The organism is Vibrio sp. 10N.286.48.C11 (assembly GCF_041469805.1).
Lineage (GTDB): Bacteria > Pseudomonadota > Gammaproteobacteria > Enterobacterales > Vibrionaceae > Vibrio > Vibrio crassostreae_C.
In genome coordinates this window covers 1-23,526 of the sequence record NZ_JBFRLK010000039.1, presented here as the reverse complement: position 1 = coordinate 23,526, position 23,526 = coordinate 1, and the positions used below count along the sequence as shown (strand labels likewise).

Here is a 23,526-nt window from a genome sequence, read left to right as displayed (position 1 = left end):
TTGATATCTAGCTAAAGATCAAAACTGATCATCACGATTATTCAGCCCAATTGAACTTAGTATCGTCAACACCTTCTTTCTCTTCTTTAGCTCGCTCGCGTCGATGTTGTTCTTCAATTCGCGCAGCGTCTATCTCTTGCATGATGGCTTCGATATCAGCCAAGTCGTCGGTTTCCGTAAACTCACCCGTCAGTTTGCTGTCTGGCTTCAAGTCGCCTTTCTCGTACAGCGCCCACATTTCCTTGGCATACTCGGTTTTTGCCAGTTCAGGAGCAAACTGAGCGTAATAGTCACGGATGTTATTGATGTCACGAGCCAGCATCCACTCAGCGTTGTTGTTAGCCGAAGCGTCAACCGCTTGTGGTAGATCGATAATCACAGGGCCGTATTCATCCACCAATACGTTGAACTCAGACAAGTCACCATGGATCAAACCAACACACAGCATTTTAACTACGTAAGTCATCATCACGGCGTGGTCTTCGATCGCTTGCTCTGCTGACATCACCACATCGTTCAAACGTGGTGCAACGTAACCCTCATCGTCAGTGACCAGCTCCATAAGCAGTACGCCATCAAAGCAACCATAAGGGACAGGCACACGAACACCCGCTTCTGCCAGTTTATATAAGGCATCCACTTCAGCACTTTGCCAAACCTTTTCTTGTTGTTCACGACCAAAGCCAGAGCCTTTTTCCATCGCTCGAGCGCGGCGGCTATTTCGGACTTTTCGGCCTTCACGATACGCGGTCGCTTTTTTGAAGCTGCGTTGGCTTATTTCCTTATATACCTTGGCACAACGGATCGTATCGCCGCAGCGCACAATGTACACCGATGCTTCTTTGCCACTCATGAGTTGGCTTGTCACCTCGTCGACTAAACCGTCGTCAACTAAAGGCTGTATTCTTTTAGGTGTCTTCATGCCGCCTTTATACATCACTTATCTTACAGATAGAAATATTAACTTGAGAAATGAATGACGAAACGATTAAAGGATCATCAAAATTACGACAAAGGAAGGAAATATTGGAGTTAACGGGTTTAGATCATGAGTATTGACCTGATCTATTCAGATTATGGGACTAAGACTTATTACGACGACAACGTTCAGAACAGTAGATCACGTCATCCCAACAGCGCTGCCATTTTTTACGCCATGCGAAAGGCTTTTGGCAAACAGGACATATCTTAGTCGGTAAATGGGGTTTCTTGTGCATGGCCGTTCCCTTCTTGAAGCATCCACTTCCTGCGTTTACTAGAGATTCCCTATTACGCTCGTACCTCGCTTTAGGGAATGACGAAGGTAATGCGAACAAATCTAGATTCCCTATTACGTTCGTACCTCGCTTTAGAGAATGACGAAGGCAATACGAACAAAGCCTAGTTCTCTATGACGTTCGTTCCTGACTTTAAGGAGTGACTGCGTAGTGATTTGTGACTACTCCCGACTCCGTCATCCTCGAGAAGGAGGAACGACTGAGTCGGGGATCTGCTTCATCTAGCTCTGTTTCTATTTCTGCGCAGATAAATTTAGCAAGAACCAAAGTAACAACCTAAGCGACAACCTTGTACTGCTTCTCCATCTCACTCACACCTAAGCCAGAGTGTTTTGTCACTTTAAGCTGAACGGGCACTCGCTCTTTCAGTGCTTCAACGTGGCTAATGACACCGATCATCTTGCCTGATGCATTCAAGTTATCTAACGCGTTAAGGGCAATGTCCAATGTGTCACTATCCAACGTGCCGAAACCTTCATCTAAGAACAGAGAATCAATACTGGTTTTGTAGCTCACAAGATCAGAAAGCGCTAATGCCAACGCCAAGCTCACCAAGAAGCTTTCGCCACCTGATAAAGTCTTTGTATCACGCATCACATCGCCCTGCCATGTGTCGAGCACTTGCAGTTCTAAACCATCGTCGGCTTTACGTTTAAGCTCGTAACGACCATGCAAACGTTGTAGCTGCTTGTTCGCAAGGTACACCAAGTTTTCCAATGTTAAACCTTGGGCAAACTTACGGAACTTGTCGCCGTTCTTAGAGCCAATAAGTGAGTTCAAACGAGAGATATCATCAAACTCGACTTGTTGCTCGTCGATCTGCTTAAACAGATCTTGCTGATTACTGCGGTTCTGGCTATCCGTTTCAAGATTGGCAGAAATTGCACCGATCTTGGTCGCATGGCTTTGCTGTGCGTTTTGACACTCAGTAGTCGCTTCTTCAACTTGCTGTTGGTCTTGCTCTTGCCATGCTTTCGCATTTTCGTGATTTAGTAGATCCACTTGTGTCGCTTTGGCGGCGTTCAACCTAGCTTGCGCACTGACAATCGCTTCGTCTAAAGACTTCTTCAGGCTTTGAAGTTGAGTTCTAACCTCTTCATCTAACAACGCTGCTTCAAAATTAGCCTCATCTTCGAACGGGCTAGTTTTCAGCGCTTCTAACCAAGCATTCGACGCTTGTGTGTAGCTCGATTGCTTACTGACTAACTCGTCCGAGAAACCAGTGTGTTTGGTTTGCTCGGTTCGATGTTCAAGTTCGCTGCGGTTAAGCACTAACTGCGCGGCATCAAATGCATTTACTGCTTCAGTGACTCTTTGCTTCATCGCATTGCTGGTGGCTTGAATGTCTTTGTCACCAAACAACTCTGTTCTTTCAGCCGTTACACGAGTGAGTTCTGACACTAAAGACTCACTCTCTTGCGTCAGTGTCGCGAGCTCTTTCTCAACACTGCTTAGCTTGTCGTCTAACGTTTTCAATTCGGCATTTTGAGTAATCAGTTGCTTCTCAATATCGGCCTGTTGCTGTTTGGTTTGCTGCCATGTGCTTGATGCTTGCGATTTCGCAGTAAACCAATCATCGATATGCTCAAGTTCAGGTGCTTCGATAGAAGTTTGAACAATGCTCTCTTTCAAAGCGTTCCATTGCTGGCCTTTCGCTTGAGCTATTTGAGTCACTTGCTCGTTTGCGACTTGGTTTTGCTTATTCAAATCAGCTAAGCGTTGCTCGGCCAACTCGAGATTAGACTGCGCCTTGTCAGCCATAACACTTACAGACAGGCGTTGTTTCTCAGCTTCAGCGTAATGCGCTTTAGCATCAACTAACGCTTTGAGCTGCTGAATGGTGTAATTTAATTGCTGCTCACACTGCTGAGCAAAGGTCTCGACTGTAGCTTCATTGCCTAAATCGTTAATCGTTAACAGCGCCAGTTCAGGAGCCGTGCCAACGAAATCCGATAAACTCTGTTGAAGCTTGCCGACAACGCTTTGCCAATTCAGTTGAGCCTGATGAATATCCGCTTGCGCTCGCTGAATGTCATCGTTAAGCGCAGCAATCATAGGAGCAAGAGAATCTAACTGCTGACGATGCTCTTGGCCTTCTTTTTTGATAGCCGTTAGCTCTAGGTTTTCCCTATCTTTTTGAGCAACCAAATTTGCAATGTCTTGCGACTGTTCAACCGAATGGTCTGTTGAACCACACAGTGGGCATTCAGACCCAGATTCTAGAGCTGCACGGTATTTCGCCAATTCGCCTTCTTGATCAATCAAACGCGTTAATCGCTCAAGCAAAGTCTCTCTCTCTTTATATCGTTCCACCAGCACTTCACGCTCTTTCGAAAGCTTGTCGACCAACTGGGTGTTGGTTTGATGTGCCTGTGTTTTTGCGTGCAGCTGTTGTTGGGCATTTAGGAAACCACGATTGATCTCGAGTAATGAGTGCGTATTGCGATTCCAAAACTCCAACAGATCTTTTTGCGAATTCAACACTTGCTCGCTAGTGTTGCCTTGCAAGGCTTCCCACTGTTGCTTTGCACTACTCTCGAGAACAACCAATTCAGCTAAAGTTTTATCTTGCGTTGCTTTAGCATCTTGCGCGGATTTGATGATCGTTTGCTGAGCATCAACCGCAGACAAAGCTTGCTTCGCTGAGTTCAACTGTTCTGAATGCTGACGCTCTAGAGTACGAACTTGCTCGACCTTTGCTTGCCACTGACCTAGGTATTTTTCCAGATGTTGGTCAGCTTGATGCGTATTTAGGTACTCAGTGCTGAGTTTATCTTGTTGCTTCAGTGCATCTGTTTTTTGGACTAAAACAATCTGTTGATTACGCTGCTGCGTATGTTGCTCGTTAAGCGTATTCGCTGCACTAACGGCCGCAGTTTGCTTATCTTTGAGTACGGCAATGTGGTTATCTAACGGGCGAACCTGCTCGATGATCTTCTCTTGATCCTGCTGTTCGGCTTTTACCTGTTCGACAATCGCACTGCTTTGAGTCAGTTTAGTTTGCGCGTCTTGCATTTCTGCATCACGAACGGCAAGTAACTTGGTGCTGTTATCTAGGTGAGCTTGAGTAGTGTTCACCTCTTGTTCGCAACGCTTTAAATCTTTGTGTACTGGACGCAGCTTTTCAGCCGGCTCACTGTTTGCCAAGCGCTCTAGTGACGGTTGGTTACGGTCTAGTTCATCTTGAGCGGTTTTCAGATCGAGCTCACTGGCCGCAATAGTTTGCTCAGCTTTGGTCACGTCTTTCCACCAGCTAAGATGCACTTGCCACTCTTTTAATTGCTCGGCTAAACGCTTCTGCTCTACTTCTAGCGTTTCACGCTCTGCGGTCAGCTCTTTGATTTGCTCTTCAGACAGTAAGCTCACACCTTCAGCTTTCGCTTTAAGTTGATTAAGCGACTCTTCACTCGACTTAAAATGATCGTAGATACGCTCTGAAATCAGGCTATAAACTTCGGTTCCCGTCAGCTCTTCAAGTAGCTCTGCACGGTCGTTAGCATTGGCATTTAAGAACGCCGCAAACTCACCCTGAGACAACATGATGGATTTAGTGAAGCGTGAGAAATCGAGCCCTGTAACCTGCTCCACCAGCTTGGTCTTCTTGGTCAACATGGTCTCTAAGACTTTGTCGGTGTCCGCATCGGCAAACTCGCACGTTGGCGTTTGCAATGCGCCATCGTGTTTTCCACGCGCTCGCTTTTGGTGGAAATTAGATCGGTACGTTTTACCTTGAACTTCAAATTCCAGTTCAGCAAAACACTCGCCCGTACCACGAGTCATTAATTCATTATTACCTTTAGCAATGCTTTTCAAACGCGGTGTGCGATGGAAAAGTGCCAAGCAAATCGCATCAAGAATGGTGGTTTTACCCGCCCCAGTTGGACCAGTAATTGCGAACAGACCGTTTTCTGCAAACGGCGATTGGGTAAAATCGAGCTTCCAGCGCCCTTTCAAAGAGTTCAGGTTTTCAAATTCTAGGCTTAAAATCTTCATACGATTACTCTTCTACTTTATTGGGCGCTTGAGCGCTTTCAGACACTTCGACCATCACTTGTTTGAACTTCACCGTCATGCGCTCTAAACGCGCTTTTTCAGAATCGGTTTCAAACTCTTCTAAGGCAATACGCTTCGTAAACACGTCCATCGGGCTCAGTTCAGATAAGGTCTCTGCCGACTCTTGCTCTAATGCTTGATTACGACGCTCTCTTGCTCGGCGCAGTTGAAGTACTTCCACATTCAATCCTTCGGTCAGTGCGCGCATACGTTCTTGTAGATCCGACAAGTAATCTTGCGCTTGCACTTCTATCGATAACCACACGCTTTGTTCGCTATCTAAACCTATGTATTGGTTCAGCTGAGATTCGATCTCGCTCAAGTCGCCTTTGATTTCAGCTAGAGGTTGGAATGTGGGAACAGGCAATTGAGAAATGGTGCGCTCACCTTCAACAAACTCAACAACACACACTTGTTTCTGAGACTTAAGTTCATCAAAACTTAGTGGGATTGGAGAGCCTGAATAACGAATGTATTCACGCTTTGCCACCACTTGTGGGCGATGAATATGACCAAGTGCGATATAGTCTGCGTCTGGGAAGCCATCAGCGGCGAAACCATCAAGGTTGCCGACATAGATATCACGCACAGAATCCGATTGTTGGACACCCATCGCCGTTAAATGACCGGTAGCGATAATCGGCATGTGCTCGCTGTTTACAAACGTCGCGCGCTTAGCAACCGCCGCATCATAAACACTTTGATAATGCTGTTTGATTGCATCGCCGAGTTGCTTCTGACGCTCAACGCCAGTGACACCCGCCTGGCTCATCAACACATCGCGAGGGCGAATAAAAGGAATGGCACAAACCAGCGCTTCTACATCGCCGTTCTTGCCTTTTAGTTCGACAACCTGAGTCGCATGATCTTCATTGGTATTAGGAATCACGTCTGCGCCCATGTATTTGAGCAGCTGTTGTGTCTCTTTAAGCACAGAGACTGAATCGTGATTTCCACCTAATAACACCAATTGGCAACCGATCTTGTTCGAATCGACCACAAACTTGTTATACATCTCACGAGCGTAACTCGGCGGTGTACTGGTATCGAAAATGTCGCCAGCAACAATGATCGCGTCGATGTCGTGCTCTGTAACTTGCTCAAGTAACCATTGTAAAAACCGTTCATGTTCATTCTTGCGGCTTTTATTGTAGAAGTTTTGGCCAAGGTGCCAATCGGACGTGTGAAGAATCTTCATTGCTGCTCACTGGAAGTCTGTAATACCTTTAATCTACCAAAATAGTCGAGATAATTCCCTTTTATAAGCTTGTGAAAACCAACTAATTTCAGGCTTTGGACCAACTCCGCCCATAGCGTGACCAATCGTTATTTTTGACATAAAAAAACCGCTCAACGTTAGAGCGGTTTTAGGTGTCCATAGCTTTAGCTTTAAGCTATTTCACAGAGGTCGTCAAAAATTGTACGAAGCGCCCAGAGTTACTGTGCTAAACGCTAAATCACGGCTTGCCAGTCTATTACCATTCGGGCCGAAGAATTCGATATTTACTGCATCTGCTTGTGAGATTAAACGTAAGGTTAGGCTTTCTACTGGCGTGTATTCAACACCTATACCAAAATGGAAGCCTAATTACGCGCAGCTAGACAATCAAAGATATTGCAATAGATGCCATGATCACGCCAACGACAAATTCCAACACCTTCCACGCTCTCGGGTTCTTAAACATTGGAGCCAAGAAGCGAGCGCCATATCCAAGTGAAAAGAAGAACACGAATGACGCCGATACCGCCCCAGCGCCAAACAACATTTGATCCGGTTGATATTGAGTTGAGATAGACCCCAGCAATACCACAGTATCCAAATACACATGCGGGTTAAGCCAAGTGAACGCCAAACACATCGCAATCGCTTTGGTTAATGAGTCTTTAGTTTCTGCCGTGGCTTCTAAGGCGTGGTTTTCGGTAAATGCTGATCGGAAGCTTAAGAATGAATAGACACCCAAAAAGATAGCGCCACCATAACGGGCGAACTGCTCAATTTGTGGGAACTGCTTAACGATTGCGCCAAAGCCCGTCACGCCAAAGCTAATCAGTAAGGCGTCAGAAATGGCACATACAGCACAAACTGCCAATACGTGTTGGTTCTTAAGCCCTTGCTTTAAAACAAACGCATTTTGAGAGCCAATCGCAAGAATCAGCGAAAGGCCAAGGGAGAAACCTGCAAAGTAAGTCGACATCTAAGGCTAGTCTCTTAACGCAACTCAATACTCATAAACTGGCTGTGCGGGTCTAACACATAATCAGCAAAGGGTTCACAGTATCCGAAGCCAAACTTTTCATACAGGTTACGCGCAGCCTTAAAGTAGTCTTCTGAGCCGGTCTCTAAACTGATTGTTTGATACTGGCGGGCGGTTGCTGTATCCAATACGTGCTGTAAAAGTTGGCTCGCAACACCTGACTTTCGAGCAAACTGTGAGGTTCTCATCGATTTGAGTTCAGCGTGTTGGGTATTTAGCTCTTTAATGGCAACACACCCAAGTAGTTGGCTGTCTTTCCAAGCACTGAAAAAAGTAATCTCTGGTGACTTGAGCCCATCTAGATCCAGTGCATGAACGCTTTCGGCTGGCGAAGTGGCGTACATATCAGCGAGGTGCTCTTCAAGTAATTCAATGACTTCCCCACCCGACAAGTCATCCACCTTAATTTCTATTGAAGCACTGCTTTCCAATGCTGTTCTATTTTCCATTGAACCCTGTGCATTTATTGCTGATGTCATTGTTTCAACTCTCCTTGTTTAGTTCGCTTATTTAGCTTGAGTGATTTGGTTTTTATCAACAGCCCACTTTCCTGAATTGTTTCCTTTTCAAGAACTCGGTTTGAATCAGTAAAATTACTGATTAATCATAAAATTATAAATGTCACACTGGGTTTACCTAGATACCATATTTTTCCTATCTCGTCTCGTGATAAAAGCGTTCCGCAAAGCCCGTATGGTCGCTGCATTGAGGGAGCAACACCTGTTTTAGTTAACGAATAAGTAGTCAGGGCAAAGTGAATAGCGATGACACGCGTACTGATGTTGTTGGCAGCTTAAACATCCCTTTAAACGGTCTCATTTAAAACGACCATAAGTTAGAAAATAAAACGCTTTCATTGATCGAATATTTGATTGCGATTTTCCAATTTCGGTATATGATGCGCCACCCTAATTTTTCAGCTTATGCTGCAGGCAAATATGTCCGCCAACGCACTCTATACCGACCTATCCGGTTACTATGATTTAATGTGTGTAGATATTGACTACCAAGCGCAAAGTAACTGCGTACGTAGACTCCATCAAATCTTTGGAAATGAAGGAAAAACACACCTCGACTTAGCTTGTGGCACTGGCCCACACGTTCGTCATTTTATTGATTTCGGTTACCAAAGCGGTGGCCTAGATCTTAACAAGCCGATGTTAGATATCGCAGAAGTTCGCTGCCCGGAAGCCAAGTTCTCAGTACAAAACATGAGTAACTTTGAGGTCACGGAACCACTCGATCTTATCACTTGCTTCCTGTATTCCATCCATTACAACGATGGCCTTGAGAAGCTTAAAGAGTGTATTGAAAGTGTGCATCGTGCGTTAAAGCCAGAAGGTATTTTCTGTTTTAACGTGGTTGATAAAGACAAGATCAGCAACGACCTGTTTGTTAGACACACAAAAAACCAAGACAAAGACGATTTCACGTTCCGTTCTGGTTGGTATTACTCTGGTCAGGGTGATAAGCAAGCGCTAAAGCTTAGCATCGAAAAGACGACTGCTGGTGAAACTCAAGTGTGGAATGATGAACACCCAATGGTGGCATTCTCGTTTAAAGAGTTAATCGAGATATTGAAGCCCTACTTCGAGGTTAATATCTTCGAGCACGATTACGACAAGCTGATTCCTTGGGATACTCAGTCCGGTAATGCGCTGATCACATGTGTCAAAATCTAGATTAATAGATAAACGGCAAATTAAACCAAATCTATAGATCAAAAAAGAACCCACACTCGCCATTCTCCTTTTAGAGCATCAGCCAGTGTGGGTTCTTTTGTATCAAGCTATCAGTTACTGAACTCTAAATTAGAAGTCCGCTGTCATACCTACGTAGTAAGTACGTGGCTCTTCAACATAGCCCATACTCTCTAGCTCTTGTGATACAGCTTCGTCAGTTAAGTTCGTGATACCTGCACGTAGTCGTACTGAAGCATTCACGTTGTAGATAGCACCTAGGTTCAGCGTTGTGTAAGCGTCTTGAGTTAGATCGCTTTCGATCTGACGTTCACCACGGTAACGCGCACTCACGAAGGTACTTAGATCGTAAGTTGGGCTCCAGTTCAGTTTAACTAAACCCGAATGCTTGTAACGCTCAAGTAATTCGTCACCAGTAGACTTATCTTCAGTGTCTAAGAATGTGTAATTACCAGACACACCCCATTCATCAGTAATTTGGAATTGGCCTGTAAGCTCAGCACCTTGAACTACAGCCTCTGATACGTTTGTATAAGTACGCTTACCATTCACATAGCCAGTTGAGCTTGAACTATCAGCGCAACCTTTACCCGATTCAAACACTCCGCCGTTCTCACAATAGGTTTCATCACGATCAATTAGGTCGTTGATTTCATTTCGGAATAAGGCACCTTCAACATTCCAACGAGGTTGGCTATAAATCGCAGCGATCTCATAGTTCAAGCTGGTTTCGGGCTTAAGATCTTCATTACCATGTAAATCACATACGCCTTTACAGCTATTAACTGTGTAGTCTGTCTGATTTTGAGTCAATGTTGGTGCTTTAAATGCTTTACCCACACCACCCTTGATGATCAGGTCATTCGTTGTTTGATGAACCAAGTACACACGTGGGCTGAACTCTTCACCGTACAGTTCATGCTTATCTAAACGACCACCAATGGTTGCCGTTAGTTGATCCGTCATTAACCATTGGTCTTGAACAAATAACGCACCTTGATAAGCTTCAGATGTACCATTGACTAAGTTTTCTTTGTTGGTTAATTCACTCAACTGGTAGTCCATACCAAACGTTACGGTGTGACTATCACCAAGATAAGTGGTCGCCGAAGCTTCAACAATTTGAGTCAGCTCTTCGATGTCACTGCTATAGTTAGTATCTGAGTCCGCAGCATCATTATCTGTCACATTTTCACGTGAATAACGTACTTGCGTGTCACCCCAGCTCCAAAAACCACTATGTGTGATCGCTTGGCTCTGACGTACAACACGTGTGTCAGACTCAATCACAGATGATACGTTTTCCGCAGATGACTCACGTTCGTCGTCACTGTAACCAAAATCGAAATCAATGGTTTGGTTGTCTGTTGCATTCCATGTCAGGCTCGCGAGTAAGCTTAATGTCTCTCTTTCTTCTAACGCAGTAATGTCTGAACGATCGTAACCAGAGCTATGCGTACCAGAATAGGGTTGCCAAGCGTTACGGCTTGTCTGGTTAACAGAAAGGCGAGCAAACAACTCGTCTTCAATCAACGCACCAGATGTCGTGAAGCCCATCGAATACTCTTCCCCTCCATCACCATCAAGTGGAGATGAAGTGTCCATGCTCAGTGTAGAGCTCCAATCGTTTTCTGGAGCCTTAGTGATGATGTTGATTGTACCGCCCATACCATCTGAACCGTAAAGTGCAGACATTGGGCCACGGATTATTTCAACACGTTCGATCGAATCAGCAGGAATCGTTGATAGGTCGAAGTCGTTACCACGGATGATGGCACTTGCAGAGCTTAAACGACGACCGTTCACCATGATAAGAGTGTAATCTGAATCCATACCACGAATAGAGATCATCTGACGGCCAGCACGTGTGCTATCAAAATCAGACTCAACACTCGTTGATTCGGCAACGATGTCTGCCAAGGTAATACCAGGGCTGTCTTCAATGTCTTGCGCGGTGATAACCGACATTGAAGCTGGCGCTTGTTTTAGTGCCATCTCGGTACGAGTTGCCGTAACAACCATTTGCTCATCTGTTGCTTGCGCTTCTTCTTGCGCCAACACGTTAGCTGAAAGTGAGGTACAAATAACAGCGACTGCGATCGAAAGGGGTTTACGAACCAAAAGAGGTTTGCGAATCAAAAGAGATCTCTCAGACATGATATTCATTCTTATATGTGATTGGTAATGATAATGGTTTGCATTAAACAACCAACTACCACTCTTATCAACGAAAGTTTCATACCAAAAATCGATTCTCGTTATTCACCATTCAAATAATGAAAGAGATCTATATCCAACTCGATAGGTATTCGTAATTTTCATTCACCCTGCAGATGGATTATGTATAAAGCTCTTTGAATATATTGCGAACCCAGCGACACATAGGATCGTTATGAAAGCGCTTATGCCAGTATAAGTAGACGTCTTCTGATGGGTGGCGCAACGCTTTAGGCACGCGTTTACAAACAAGATCTCTTTGCGTAGCGGCTTGTTGAGCAAAAGGTGTCGGTAAATGAAAGATGATGTCGGTTGCTTCTGCCATATCCGGCGCGACGTTAAAATTGGAAAGCTGAATTGGAATGGACAGCTGGCGCTGCTTATCAATCAAGCCAAGATCTTTAAATCGACTTTCGATCGAGAGCTTCTTATCCCCTTGCAGTGAGATTTGACCAAGTTGGCTATTCAACAAGTCATCAACCGTGATCTCTTTGTCCGCCAAAGGATGTTTTTTACTCATCAGCAAACGGTAATCGCGGCTAATCACGAACATTCGATACAAATTTTGCTCTGAACTTAACGGCTCGTGGGTCGACAACACAAAGTGCGCATCACCGGATAACAGAGGCTCAAAGTGTCGTTTAGGAATCGAGTCGATATCAACAGTCATGTTTGGCGCTTGTTGACGTATCTCCGCAACTACCTTGGGCAGCAAGTGCGCGACATTAGGCACTAAACCAAAGAAGCGAACCGTACTGTCACTGCTTTGCGGTTCGAATACATCGCCATGTAACAGCTTTTCTAAACGTGTCAGTACCGAATTGAGATCTTGCTTAATGGCTTCTGCTTTTGGCGTTAACTCATAGCCATAAGCCGCTCGCACCAATAGATCATCATTGAAAACGGTACGCAGTTTTTGCAGAGATCGGCTCACCGTAGGTTGGCTCATATCCAGCGCCAATGCCGTGTTGGAAACGTGCTTCTCTTCAAGAAGGTGTTTAAGAATAACGAGTAGATTGAGGTCGACTTGAGCAAGATTCATTATGCAAATATTAACAATATATAAAATTCAATGTGCGCATAGTGCTATTTCTTAACATGTAATACAATTGATAATCACTCCTATTTTGATCTAGAGCAATATGCAGAGCAGAGTTTAAGGTTAAGTGGGTTTTAAAGCTCTAAGTCAGAACTGTTTAAACATAAAAAAGAGAGGTACAATGGCCTCTCTTTGATCGTCTACTTTATATTGCTAGCGTTGAGCTATCAGACTACAGCTTTGTCCAAGCATCTTGCCAGTATTGGCTATCTGCTGGAGCGTAAGACGCGCTTGCACACCATGCCGTGTATGGCCAAGGCTTACATTCGTACAAGCCATTATCGCTGCCGACCACAATGTCACCCGCTGCGTAGTTGGTGCCCGCTTCATATGGAGGATAATCACCTGGAGGAGGTGTTGTACCACCACCGTCTTTAACAGCGAACGAATCGTTTACCATCACCATTTCACCGTCAGATGCTTTACCGACCACTTCAAGTCCATATTGCCCTTCCGCTACATCGTATAAGTCGATGGTAATGGCGCGGCTGTCCGTTACGTTAACCTTAGTTTGCTCAACCACAGTACCTGCACTGTTGATCACCATAGCGGTAACATCTAACGCTTCATTTGATGTCAGTGTTAGATCTAAACGAACATTGCCGTTATCTGGCGCATATTCTGATTGAAGCCCTGAAACAGCAAGCTCTAAGTCATCGCCCGGATCTGGGTTACCACCACAAGAAGAATCTGAAACTTTTCTCCAAACGCCCCACTCACCTGTCGTTCCAGGTTCTTCGCCGCGAGTGTACCACCCTGCTCCCCACGTTGAACCGTCATGAGATACTTGGTCACCTTCAACATAAACGGTGTCGGCATCCCATGCAGCAGCACAGTTAGAACCATCAGTTACAGATACCTTACGGTCAGCGGTTACAGTTTGGTTCGCGCTGTCTGTTACGCTATACACAAGTGTGTAGTTGCCGATTTCATTTACATCGACACTGCCAGTGTGTGTGATGGTGCTTGTCAGGTCGCCATCTTCTGCATCATTCGCCGTCACGCCTGCCATTGCATCAAACGCAGTTCCCAACACAACAGTCGTGTCAGACACACCATTAAATACTGGCTTCTGGCTGTAAACCTCTACCGTTCTCGCTTTAGTGGTTTCGTTGTTATCGCTGTCTTTCACTCGGTAAGTCAAAACGTAAGTGCCAATAACACTGGTTTCAACGTAACCTTCAACATCGATTGATGACGTTAGATCGCCGTCTTCTTTGTCTGTTGCCGTCACGCCATCCATAGGATCAAACGTTGTGCCGTGAAGAACACGCGTATTTTCGACACCTTTAAGAACGGGCTCGCCCTCGACTGGTGGTGGCGTTACCTGACCGTGTACAAACGGGCCGTAGTCTTTAATGAACTGCTCGTTGTATTGTTGGCCGTTTTTGTTGGTGCCCATGTCCCAGTTAATAGACCAAGTCATTACACCACGTAGCGGTTGACCTTGCTCCGTTAGGCTATCAAATGCGTCGTATAAATCTTGTGGCTCTTGTACAAAACCGGTTGCTGCAGCATCGATGCTTGAAGGAATACCAAACACCAGCTTGTCATGTGGGATCTTGTGGAAACCACGCGTTCCGTTGATAAGAGAATCAGAAATGTAGTAGATGAACTCTTCTTTTAACGCATCGTTGTTTTGAGCAATCCAACCCACGCCTTCAACCCAGATACCATCGCCACCTTGGTTGTAGAATTGTGGGTTAATCCAGTCGTAATAGCCTTCTAGATTATCGATATAAGGAACGTACTTACCGCCTGTCGTGAGATACGGGAACTCAGGCGCCATAGTAATAAGGAAGTTTTTACCTTCAGCACGGTAGTGGTCTTTTACCAACTTAAGAGCATCAGGAATCACGGTTTGATTGTTTGCTGCGGTTACGGCTGCTTGTTCAAGGTCGATATCTAGGCCATCGAAACCGTAACGCTCAGTTAGACGGATAATCTCATCAGCAAAGGCTCTTTCATCACCGGTTTCTAGCTCTACGTGTGCATCCGCACCACCTAAAGCCAACAGCACAGAGCGACCTTGCTTGTTGAGTTCCGAGATTTGGTCAATAAATTGTTCTTCTGAAAGCCCAATGGTTGGGTCCAGTTTAAAAGTTGGGATTCGACCATCAGCCACATCGTAGACCTTCATGAATGACACATTCACGATGTTGTACATTGGGTTCACTTCATCCAGCGTCACACATGGCGCATTACCACCTTGGTAGCCGCCACCGTCACACCAGTTATGCCAATAGCCAACCACCACGCCAGAGTCTGGATTCGTCATATCTGAACCATTCGCGTAAACAGCGCCAGACATTGCCGCCATGCCGAGCGATACTGCTAATTGTAGAGCTTTACGTTTCAACATTAGTCCCACTTCCTTACTTAACAGCTGTGCCAATCACAACCGAACCAATTCATTGTAATCATGAATATTTATAGAAAAGTAATGGAATTTTTAGGAAAAGATGACCTTTGATTTAACTTGTGATTTTAAGTCACAGATTGAATATCAGAATCAATATGACTTTGACTTTTCATTCAAATTGAAATGCTAAAAACTGTTATTTTCGGTCGAATACATTGACCATGAAAATACTTAATCAATCTTAATTCACTAAGATAATTAACCAAAAATATAAAAAATCACCGATAGGAAAAAATAAACTTTAAATCGGCAAAAATCACCCCAAATACGCCGTAATTACTGACCTAAGACCAGATACCATTGCGAGTGATATCACTAAAACAGCCTGGATATAGCCATCATACATGTGCTAGCAATACACACGTATAACGGAATATAGGAGCAAGAATTTGTAGGATTTTGAATGTATACGTCGGGAGTTTTTCAGTTAACCGTCAGTGCCAGATGAATAATATGCATCCAATAGTGAAATAAAATTCACCTTATCAAGTTCATTAAGTTGATTAATTCCAGCCGCTGCTTTTCTTCCTCCGCCAGTCGCAAAACTTGAGCAAATTTCGTCTGCACCCGTTCTATTTGATAATGGCGCACGTAAGCTCACCGTGTAAGACTCGCCGTCTTGGTTTTTCGTTAATACTGCTTGCGCTCGGTTTGGATCTTGATTAACGATTTCATTACCAAATACGCCACTGATGCGCCTTGCCCAAGTCTCGCCTGGTAGTTCAAACACACGTGCGACTTCACTTTCATAAACAGGAGCAAGGTTTGATAACTGCTGGCAATCATTTTGATAAGCAGCTCGCAGTCGATAAAACACAGAGTCTTTATCATCCAAAAGATCAAACGGATTCGGGTATTGATAAAGGGTTTTGTAGAGCTCAGCTGGCGTGAAATGCAAATCTCTCAGTGACGAACCGTAACCGTTGTAGTTAACCAAGGTACCTAGCTCTTCTAGAAACTCTTTTTGAGATTGAGCGAATCCATTTTCATCCGCTAGCCGCGCCGCCACCGTTTTTAGATTGTCGCCAAAGGCAGCTGCGATTGCCCAAGCCACATGCGCACCATTCAGCTTCTGGTTAATCAGCAAGCTCGTGCAGCTCTCTGGCGCGGTATCAATCAGAGTATCTAAATGACTAGAAGTTGGGACATCCCCTGTTCGGTGGTGATCGCAATAAAATACATTGATGTTTGCGTCTAGCAGTGAGTGCAGTGCAGGCAGGTTTTTCTCCATCGATACATCTAAAACGGTAACGGAAGAAACATCACCTTGCTTACCCGGCTCCATAGTTTGAGTAACAACTTGAGAGACCAACTTAATATCACGCTTAACACCAGTAATGAGCACGCTCTCTCTTGGCTCACTTAATCGCAGCTGTAACAACGCGATTATGCCATCTGCGTCTCCGTTGAATACGTCGTAGTGCATGTTGTTCCTCTTCCTATAGATTTAACCGTTTGCCAGAAACGCGCCAATTCGTTTGTGTGTTCGATAGTCTGTCATTATTTTAGTTATATTTCACAGATACTTAAGTCTATTTTGGAATGCCTTATTCTCATTAGATTGAAAAGATAAACACATTAATAATATTGTATGACTTATGTCACAGTAAAAGAATACGAAAAGATTATAAAATAAGCGCCTCCCACTTAATGATAAAGAGACGAATGAACACTACCACCACTCTTGTTTATGACACTTTGAAAAGCCTTGCTGCTCACGCTCCTGAGCAACATGCCGAGATTCGCCAGCGTTTATATGAGCAGTTGAGCCTGCCATTTAACAAGCAGCTCTCGTTATACGCTAATGTGCTTGGTCCTATCAGCTCAGGTAAGTTAGCGGGATGCGACAATATTGATAAAGCGGTTGAACTGGCACTGGATGTGCTGGAAGGCCGAAATAAGTAGTCCCCCCTTTAATACGTAATATAACGGCCCAGATCTTCCCCCAGATCGGGCCGTTTTTTTATTCTCGTCATTTATCTATTTGAATTTCAGGCACAAAAAAGGCGTAGATGATCCACGCCTTTTGTTTTAGTAAGTTCTATGTTGTTTATGAAGTCTTGAACTGCGCGACCGCTTGGTCCATATCGTTCGCTTGCTCTGCTACCTTGTCCACTTCAACTAAGCAATGCTGCGCCGAAGCGTTATTGTCGTTCGAGATAGTGTTCAGCTCAGTAATTGAGTCACTCACTTGCGCCATTACTGCGCCCTGCTCTTCAATCGCTGAAGCAATACGTTCTGAATTACCTTGGATGCTTTCCATGTCGCTCAAGATAAGTTGCAAGCTCGCATCCAGCTCTTCCGAATCTTTCAGCGTTAGTTGACCTTGTTGATTACACTCGCCAATCTCTGCCATCGACGCCTGCATCTGGCTTTGAATTGCACTCACCACTGAAGTTATCTCTGTGGTCGATTGATGCGTTCTGCTTGCTAGTGCGCGTACTTCATCGGCAACTACCGCAAAGCCACGACCTTGTTCACCCGCACGTGCTGCTTCAATTGCTGCGTTCAATGCCAATAGGTTAGTTTGTTCTGCAATGCCTTGGATGATGTTTACTGCATCGCCGATCTGGTCAACATGATGGTTCAGTGAACTGATCGAATCTTGGCTGCTTGAAAGACGTTCAGACAACTGGGTGATGTTGCTGATGGTTTCAACCACCACTTCACGGCCTTTATCGGCATTCACTTTCGCTTGATGTACACCTTCAGCGGCAACCGATGTGCTTTCAGAGATCTCGCCAATGGTGAGTACCATCTCTTGAACTGACGTTGTCATTGTAGATGTGTGATTTGCTTGAACTTCAAACTGTTTGATTACTGACTCTAGCTCATCATGCATGTTCGATGTGCTTTGTGTCAGTTGCAGTGACTTAGATTGAGAGGCAGCGATAAGCCCTTCCAGTTGATCCAACAGTTGGTTGAAGTATTGGCCTAAAGTGCTGAGTTCGTCTTTGCCATCAAGGTGCGAACGAATAGACACGTCGTTAGAATCAACGATGTTACGAATCACCGAAAGCAGTGACTCAATTTTACCAATGATAGAACGGACGATTAACCAGCTGAACAGAATGATCGACACGAGTAGCGTGACGCAAAGGATGTTGTTGATCAGCGATAGCTTGTCCATCTCTTGCTGCGTTTGTTGGTCTAGCACCGCCGAGAATTCTTTAAATTGAGTTTCGATAGCATGAGAACCCGAGCGAGCTTGCCCAAGCAGACCTTCGTTGTGCTTCAAGCCAATCACTCGCTTCTGTTCAACCACTTGACGTGCAGCATCTATCAAAGCAGTTGAGCTTCCAACATTAGAAGTAATAGAAAGAACACTCGGATCGAACTCACCCTTTTCAATTAAGTCATTGAACAGGTAAAGCTCGATTTTTTGTTCAGCACTGGCTGTCGCGCTGATGTTATCGAGCAAAACATGAAACTCGCCTAGCATGCCTTTGTCGCGTGCTAGCCCATAGACTTCGCTCGCTTTAACTAGGTTAACAAAGCTGGTGTGGTAAGTTTCGATGTCTTCACGTAGGTGTGTGCTGTTGGCTAAGCCTAAATCACTGAGCACTGTATCTAGCTCAGATTCAGACGCTAAGAATTTTTTGTAGTTTACGTCGAACTTGTCGAGGTATTTCATATCGCTACGCAGTAAAAAATCTTTCTCGTTACGGCGAAGGTTGAGCAAACGCACTTCAAGCTCTTTGGTAATTTGTTTGGCTTCGCTCATTTGAGCGGTGGTGTCTGCAAATTGTGATGTGGTAAACAGCAGTGAAATCATGCCGAAGATGGAGAACATCCCCAACGAATAGAGCTTTTTCTTTATGTTCATATACGTGGCTCGTCTTTACTAAAATAACTATGAGTATCTAAATAAATCGCATCAAAGAATGGATATCCAACTTGCGCGACCTGATTATTGTTATATTTTTTGTATCAGTAATGAGCACTAAATCTAGCGACTGTTCAGCCCACCAGCAGTGACATTCTCAATGGTATTCAAACAGAGAATGAATCTTTTCACTAAAGATAAAAGCATCAATAACACAAATTGAATACATGTACATTAGTTGAATGATAAAAGTGAGAGACAGCTATTTGACGGAACATAAATGGCTTGAATGTCATGGTATACAAGGCATTGAATTAAAAGACTTTGACGCACATTTGGATGCATTATTTATGATGACATTTTTTTGGCTCTCCAGAAGAGCACGAGCGAAGCGCAATATTGGAGGTTTTGACTTGGTTTTTAAACAGTGAATCCGTCTATTGATGATTGTACAGTAGAGCGTAAACGGCGAAAAAAATGGACCTACTCAATTCGAGTCAGGTCCATCTTTTGATTTTCTAGTCAATCGCTTTGCAGCTAAAGAGTTAGGTGCGAATTCAAGGCTGGCTAAAACGCTTTTACCATCTTGGTTAGGCACTTCAATAACACCGCTTTCTCGTCTTCTTCGATATCTTGCGTCAGCTCATTAACCAAATTCAAGTGAAGCTGATTGTGGTGAACGTGTATCTTCTGCCCTTCATCCGTCAAGGCAACCACAATCGCACGACGATCTGTTGGGTGTTCATGGCGCTCAATCAATTCAGCTTTAACCAACTTTTCTATTTGAACAGTAAGTGTACCCGTGGTAATACCCAACTTTTCAGCGAGCTCTTTCATTCTTAACGCACCATGCATACCAAGTACTTCAATGGTGTGTACTTGAGCCAGGGAATAACCCGTCTCTTTGACAACAGACTGCTCCCACGAAGACATTTTATCGTAGAACTCAGTCAGTATTTGGTTAAGCTGTTCTATATTTCGCATGGTCGTTTGAATGCACTTCAAGAGTAAGATGATTAATCTTATCAAACTTGGCGAGCATTTGTTTATATTCAGAGACGGTTTTATCACTGTTTGATTCAAGAGTAATCGCTGCTGAATAGTGATGCCCACTCACCTTCCACATATGGAAATCGGTGACCGACGCATAAGGCGTTAAGGTTTTGGTCACTGAGTCACGATAATCTTGGTCGATATTCTCATCCAGCAGGATTGGGCTGGTTTGTTTCATAAGGTTCATCGTCCACTTAGCAATCACGAATGCGCCAACCATTCCCATTGCTGCATCTAACCAGTTCCAACCGTAAAACTTACCAAATAGCAGCGCAACAATCGCAAGCAGCGAAGTTAGAGTATCCGCCAACACATGCATGTAGGCTGCGCGTAAGTTGTGATCATGATGGTGTCCGTGATGCTCGCCATGTTTATGACCACGGTCGCTGTCGTGCTCATGGCTATGTGAATGACCGTGATTCTTACTATGATTGTGGCCATGCTCGTGTCCGTGATCATGATGGTGATCGCCAAGTAAAAACATACTCACCACATTCACAGTTAAACCAATACAAGCAACGATGATCGCTTCATTGAACTGAATCGCTTGTGGGTTAAACAAACGATGTACTGATTCCACCAGCATCAACAATGCCACAATCCCCAATGCAATCGCGCTGGTGTAGCCCCCTAACACGCTGACTTTGCCAGTACCGAAAGAGAAACGTTCGCTCTCGGCATGTTTCTTCGCATAACGGTATGCAAATAAGGTGATACCAAACGCTGCGGCGTGCGTCCCCATGTGCCAACCATCGGCAAGCAATGCCATCGAGCCGTAAATAGTACCTGCAACAATTTCGACAACCATGGTAACGACGGTCAATAACAGGACATAGAACGTGCGTTTCTCACCTTGACTGTTATGTGAAGAAAAGTTGTGTTGGTGACGTGTTGGAAAACTCAAAATGGCGTCCTTAGCTTGTGTTTGTGGTTAGATGATCGTTGCAAATAAAAGCCCTTTGATTGACAAGTAATTTGACAATCAAAGTAATAATTTGAAATTTAGTTTGATTATCAAACTTTGTCAACGATGAATTTTGAAACTCTGATTTGCGGGACGAATAGTTGATGGTGAGCGCTAGTTTGTTCCAAAGATTATTGATTCAGTAAAAACGAGGCTTTCCAGGGACAAAAAAGCCCACTCGAGGTGGGCTGATTGAGTCAAACTCAATGATTGTATTTATTTGTTTTGCAATGAAATAATCTCATCATTCACCCAACCTAACAGCTGCTTGGTTGCTTTCGACAAGACTTGGTTCTGCCGAACAATATAACCAAGACTGGTGCTCGAGAAGTTGGTCAATGGTGTCACTTTCGAATGCAGGTGCTGCTTGGTTGATACCGCAAACTCCGGGACAATAGCCACACCAAATCCCGCTTCTGCCCAGTCGATTTGAGCATCGACACTCCCTACTTCCATCACCCTATAATTAGGTAGATTAAGGCTTGGTAAACCTTCATCAATAAAGTCACGCGTTCTCGTATCATGACCTAGTAGAATCAAAGTGAGCTCTGCATCAGAGTCTCGGATATCAACCCCATCGCCAAGCGCACACCAAGAAAGCTCTTGCAGCTTAGTGAAATACAAAGACTCGTTGTGCTGCTCTTTGGCGATAACAAAACCAATATCCGCTTGAGCATTTTTAACTAAATTCGATGCCTGAGATGACGTGGTATTCAAGAGCGTAAGGTCAATACCGGGATACTGCGCTTTGAACTTCTGGAACGGACGAATTAGCAAAAATCGAGAAATGATGTCACTTACGGCAATGGTTAACGTCCCTATTTTAAGGTCGTTAATGGCATTGAGATCGGCCTGACAAATCTGCAGTTCGAGTAGCGTTCTTTGGCTTGTTTCCAATAGCCGTTCACCCGCTTGAGTCAATTGAAAAGGGCTTCTCTCTATCAACTTTATGCGTGTTTGTTGTTCCAGTTGTTTTAGGTGCAAACTCACATTGGGTTGTGTCATGTGCAGTGCATTGGCCGCTTTCCCAAAATGCTTGTACTCCGCAAGCGTCACAAACGTCTTCAACAAATTAATATCGAGCATCATGTCCTCTCTCTCGTGTCACTAATATCATTCCCTAAAAGTAAAGAATGCCCCATCGTCATTCCCTACAGTGAGGAACGAACGTGATAGGGAATCTCGCTTGTAGCTTAAGACTTTAAGGATATATGAAATCCTTATCAAGATGATAAAGATAATTAATTTCTCTTATCCACCTTGTAGACCTAACATGATTCCTCAATCAGTTAGGAGAAAAATTATGCCATCTATCGTTGTTGTGGGCGCAAACTGGGGTGATGAAGGCAAAGGCCGCATCGTCGATTTTTTAGCAGACCAAGCTTCTGCTAGCATTCGTTTCCAAGGCGGAAACAATGCAGGTCATACTGTGGTAAATGACTTCGGTACATTCAAACTGCACCAACTACCTAGTGGTATTTTTAATCCTAATTGTACGGCGGTTCTTGGCCCTGGCATGGTGATCAGCCCTGCTGCGCTAACTAAAGAGATTGCAGAAGTTCAAGAGGCTGGCATCAAAGTGAAAATGGCGATCTCAGATCGTGCGACACTGTGTCTCCCTTTACATGCTCTTGAAGATACGCTTGAAGAAGAGCGTTTGGGCGATGGCGCTTACGGCTCTACACGTCAAGGCATTGCACCAGCGTACGGCGATCGTGTAATGAAGAAAGGCATTCTTGTCGGTTGGCTGAATCAACCTGAAATTTTAGAGCAGCGTATTCAATTCCTACTTGATTGGAAGATGCCTCAGCTTAAAGCGCTCTACCCTCAATGTGACTTCTCCCAGACTGCTTCTGAAATGACAGAATGGCTACTTGAAGTAACTAAAGCGTGGCGCCCGTTCATCTGCAACGTAACTGAGCCGCTTAAAGCGCTGCAATCACAAGACGCAAACCTACTGTTTGAAGCTCAGTTAGGCGCAGGTCGCGACCTTGTCTACGGTGAATACCCTTGGACAACATCTTCGAATGTAACCGCAGCTTATGCTGGCATTGGTAGCGGTTTACCTGCACTTCGTCCTGAACGTGTTATCGCTGTTGCTAAATCATTCAGCTCGTCTGTTGGTACTGGCACGCTAGTAACTGCAATGGAAGAACAAGACAGCTTCCGCGAAAGCTCTAACGAATACGGCGCAACTACGGGTCGACCACGTGATATGGGTTACTTTGATGCAGTGGCAACTCGCAACGGTGTTGACCTGCAAGCTGCAACGGAAATCGCACTGACTAAGATTGATTGCCTGTCTGGTTTGTCTGAACTTAAGATCTGTACTGCTTACTCTGGTGAGCACACTGAGAACCCGATTTGGCCACAAACGGCTGAGCTAAAACCTGTATATGAAGATATGGCAGGTTGGGACGAAGATATCACGGGTTGCCGCACGTTTGAGAGCCTTCCTCAAGCGGCACAAGATTACGTTACTCGTATCGAAGAGTTAATGGGTGTTCCAATCGTGATGGTATCGGTAGGTCCTGAGCGCGAGCAAATGATCATTCGAGCTTAGCTTAGAAGACGACAAGATCTACATCAAAGCCCACATTCAGTGGACTTTTTTGATTGTTCATAAAGAACGAGATAACAGTATCCGCCCCATGAACCCA

Annotated in this window: 17 protein-coding genes and 1 pseudogene; 3 read left to right on the top strand and 15 right to left on the bottom strand. The window is 44.6% G+C overall.

Annotated elements, in window-relative coordinates; genetic code table 11:
• Positions 1–37: 37 nt before the first annotated feature.
• The 7 genes and pseudogenes from AB4209_RS11145 to AB4209_RS11115 form a co-directional block, all read right to left on the bottom strand.
• The gene (locus AB4209_RS11145) at positions 38–922 is read right to left on the bottom strand and encodes a PA4780 family RIO1-like protein kinase (RefSeq protein WP_372055880.1); all 885 of its coding nucleotides are present in this window, start codon (positions 920–922) and stop codon (positions 38–40) included.
• A gap of 160 nt (positions 923–1,082) precedes the next feature.
• Entirely contained in the window at positions 1,083–1,217 is a 135-nt protein-coding gene (locus AB4209_RS11140) for a DUF2256 domain-containing protein (RefSeq protein ID WP_081324519.1), read from the bottom strand.
• Between the two features lie 336 nt (positions 1,218–1,553).
• Positions 1,554–5,270 carry an SbcC/MukB-like Walker B domain-containing protein gene (locus AB4209_RS11135; RefSeq protein ID WP_372055878.1) on the bottom strand — a complete coding sequence of 1,239 codons (3,717 nt, stop codon included), beginning with the start codon at positions 5,268–5,270 and terminating at the stop codon, positions 1,554–1,556.
• Between the two features lie 4 nt (positions 5,271–5,274).
• Complete coding sequence (gene sbcD / locus AB4209_RS11130) at positions 5,275–6,528, bottom strand: exonuclease subunit SbcD (RefSeq protein ID WP_372055876.1); 1,254 nt, start codon at positions 6,526–6,528, stop codon at positions 5,275–5,277.
• A gap of 213 nt (positions 6,529–6,741) precedes the next feature.
• A pseudogene (locus AB4209_RS11125) lies at positions 6,742–6,915 on the bottom strand (porin family protein); the annotation flags it as partial.
• 13 nt (positions 6,916–6,928) lie between these two features.
• Positions 6,929–7,525: a LysE/ArgO family amino acid transporter gene (locus AB4209_RS11120; RefSeq protein ID WP_017059193.1), complete on the bottom strand. Its 597-nt coding sequence runs from the start codon at positions 7,523–7,525 to the stop codon at positions 6,929–6,931.
• 14 nt (positions 7,526–7,539) lie between these two features.
• Positions 7,540–8,064 (bottom strand): GNAT family N-acetyltransferase, encoded by a 525-nt coding sequence (locus tag AB4209_RS11115; protein WP_017059192.1) that lies wholly within the window; start codon positions 8,062–8,064, stop codon positions 7,540–7,542.
• A gap of 459 nt (positions 8,065–8,523) precedes the next feature.
• Here AB4209_RS11115 and AB4209_RS11110 point away from each other — a divergent pair, with 459 nt between their 5' ends.
• A complete protein-coding gene (locus AB4209_RS11110) occupies positions 8,524–9,267 on the top strand; it encodes a class I SAM-dependent methyltransferase (protein ID WP_102321012.1) in 744 nt (247 codons plus the stop codon).
• Positions 9,268–9,396: 129 nt separating this feature from the next.
• Here AB4209_RS11110 and AB4209_RS11105 read toward each other — a convergent pair whose 3' ends face one another.
• The 4 genes from AB4209_RS11105 to AB4209_RS11090 all read right to left on the bottom strand — a co-directional run bounded on the left by AB4209_RS11105 (position 9,397) and on the right by AB4209_RS11090 (position 16,449).
• The gene (locus AB4209_RS11105) at positions 9,397–11,442 is read right to left on the bottom strand and encodes a TonB-dependent receptor domain-containing protein (RefSeq protein ID WP_372055874.1); all 2,046 of its coding nucleotides are present in this window, start codon (positions 11,440–11,442) and stop codon (positions 9,397–9,399) included.
• A gap of 181 nt (positions 11,443–11,623) precedes the next feature.
• A complete protein-coding gene (locus AB4209_RS11100; protein ID WP_372055872.1) occupies positions 11,624–12,544 on the bottom strand; it encodes a LysR family transcriptional regulator in 921 nt (306 codons plus the stop codon).
• Positions 12,545–12,773: 229 nt separating this feature from the next.
• Complete coding sequence (locus AB4209_RS11095; protein ID WP_372055870.1) at positions 12,774–14,963, bottom strand: immunoglobulin-like domain-containing protein; 2,190 nt, start codon at positions 14,961–14,963, stop codon at positions 12,774–12,776.
• 487 nt (positions 14,964–15,450) lie between these two features.
• Positions 15,451–16,449: a DHH family phosphoesterase gene (locus AB4209_RS11090; RefSeq protein WP_372055868.1), complete on the bottom strand. Its 999-nt coding sequence runs from the start codon at positions 16,447–16,449 to the stop codon at positions 15,451–15,453.
• A 239-nt stretch (positions 16,450–16,688) separates the two neighbouring features.
• On the opposite strand from AB4209_RS11090, the gene AB4209_RS11085 reads away from it, so the two are divergent.
• Positions 16,689–16,928, top strand: coding sequence for a PAS factor family protein (locus AB4209_RS11085; RefSeq protein ID WP_004733935.1), 240 nt, complete (start codon positions 16,689–16,691; stop codon positions 16,926–16,928).
• Between the two features lie 145 nt (positions 16,929–17,073).
• Here the strand turns inward: AB4209_RS11085 and AB4209_RS11080 are convergent, their stop codons facing one another.
• From AB4209_RS11080 to AB4209_RS11065, 4 genes are all read right to left on the bottom strand, one after another.
• Entirely contained in the window at positions 17,074–18,798 is a 1,725-nt protein-coding gene (locus tag AB4209_RS11080; protein ID WP_372055906.1) for a methyl-accepting chemotaxis protein, read from the bottom strand.
• A gap of 618 nt (positions 18,799–19,416) precedes the next feature.
• Positions 19,417–19,833 carry a MarR family winged helix-turn-helix transcriptional regulator gene (locus tag AB4209_RS11075; RefSeq protein ID WP_017059185.1) on the bottom strand — a complete coding sequence of 139 codons (417 nt, stop codon included), beginning with the start codon at positions 19,831–19,833 and terminating at the stop codon, positions 19,417–19,419.
• A complete protein-coding gene (dmeF, locus tag AB4209_RS11070; protein ID WP_372055866.1) occupies positions 19,811–20,806 on the bottom strand; it encodes a CDF family Co(II)/Ni(II) efflux transporter DmeF in 996 nt (331 codons plus the stop codon). Before dmeF ends, AB4209_RS11075 begins: the two co-directional genes overlap by 23 nt.
• A gap of 276 nt (positions 20,807–21,082) precedes the next feature.
• A complete protein-coding gene (locus AB4209_RS11065; RefSeq protein ID WP_017068305.1) occupies positions 21,083–21,955 on the bottom strand; it encodes a LysR family transcriptional regulator in 873 nt (290 codons plus the stop codon).
• A 214-nt stretch (positions 21,956–22,169) separates the two neighbouring features.
• Here AB4209_RS11065 and AB4209_RS11060 point away from each other — a divergent pair, with 214 nt between their 5' ends.
• Entirely contained in the window at positions 22,170–23,429 is a 1,260-nt protein-coding gene (locus AB4209_RS11060) for an adenylosuccinate synthase (protein ID WP_017063984.1), read from the top strand.
• The last annotated feature ends 97 nt before the right edge of the window (positions 23,430–23,526 follow it).

Excerpts from the sequence above, each read along its gene's own strand:
- AB4209_RS11145 (WP_372055880.1), bottom strand. The coding sequence starts at position 922 with ATGAAGACACCTAAAAGAATACAGCCTTTAGTTGACGACGGTTTAGTC.
- AB4209_RS11140 (WP_081324519.1), bottom strand. The coding sequence starts at position 1,217 with ATGCACAAGAAACCCCATTTACCGACTAAGATATGTCCTGTTTGCCAA.
- AB4209_RS11135 (WP_372055878.1), bottom strand. The coding sequence starts at position 5,270 with ATGAAGATTTTAAGCCTAGAATTTGAAAACCTGAACTCTTTGAAAGGG.
- sbcD (WP_372055876.1), bottom strand. The coding sequence starts at position 6,528 with ATGAAGATTCTTCACACGTCCGATTGGCACCTTGGCCAAAACTTCTAC.
- AB4209_RS11120 (WP_017059193.1), bottom strand. The coding sequence starts at position 7,525 with ATGTCGACTTACTTTGCAGGTTTCTCCCTTGGCCTTTCGCTGATTCTT.
- AB4209_RS11115 (WP_017059192.1), bottom strand. The coding sequence starts at position 8,064 with ATGACATCAGCAATAAATGCACAGGGTTCAATGGAAAATAGAACAGCA.
- AB4209_RS11110 (WP_102321012.1), top strand. The coding sequence starts at position 8,524 with ATGTCCGCCAACGCACTCTATACCGACCTATCCGGTTACTATGATTTA.
- AB4209_RS11105 (WP_372055874.1), bottom strand. The coding sequence starts at position 11,442 with ATGTCTGAGAGATCTCTTTTGATTCGCAAACCTCTTTTGGTTCGTAAA.
- AB4209_RS11100 (WP_372055872.1), bottom strand. The coding sequence starts at position 12,544 with ATGAATCTTGCTCAAGTCGACCTCAATCTACTCGTTATTCTTAAACAC.
- AB4209_RS11095 (WP_372055870.1), bottom strand. The coding sequence starts at position 14,963 with ATGTTGAAACGTAAAGCTCTACAATTAGCAGTATCGCTCGGCATGGCG.
- AB4209_RS11090 (WP_372055868.1), bottom strand. The coding sequence starts at position 16,449 with ATGCACTACGACGTATTCAACGGAGACGCAGATGGCATAATCGCGTTG.
- AB4209_RS11085 (WP_004733935.1), top strand. The coding sequence starts at position 16,689 with ATGAACACTACCACCACTCTTGTTTATGACACTTTGAAAAGCCTTGCT.
- AB4209_RS11080 (WP_372055906.1), bottom strand. The coding sequence starts at position 18,798 with ATGATTTCACTGCTGTTTACCACATCACAATTTGCAGACACCACCGCT.
- AB4209_RS11075 (WP_017059185.1), bottom strand. The coding sequence starts at position 19,833 with ATGCGAAATATAGAACAGCTTAACCAAATACTGACTGAGTTCTACGAT.
- AB4209_RS11065 (WP_017068305.1), bottom strand. The coding sequence starts at position 21,955 with ATGATGCTCGATATTAATTTGTTGAAGACGTTTGTGACGCTTGCGGAG.
- AB4209_RS11060 (WP_017063984.1), top strand. The coding sequence starts at position 22,170 with ATGCCATCTATCGTTGTTGTGGGCGCAAACTGGGGTGATGAAGGCAAA.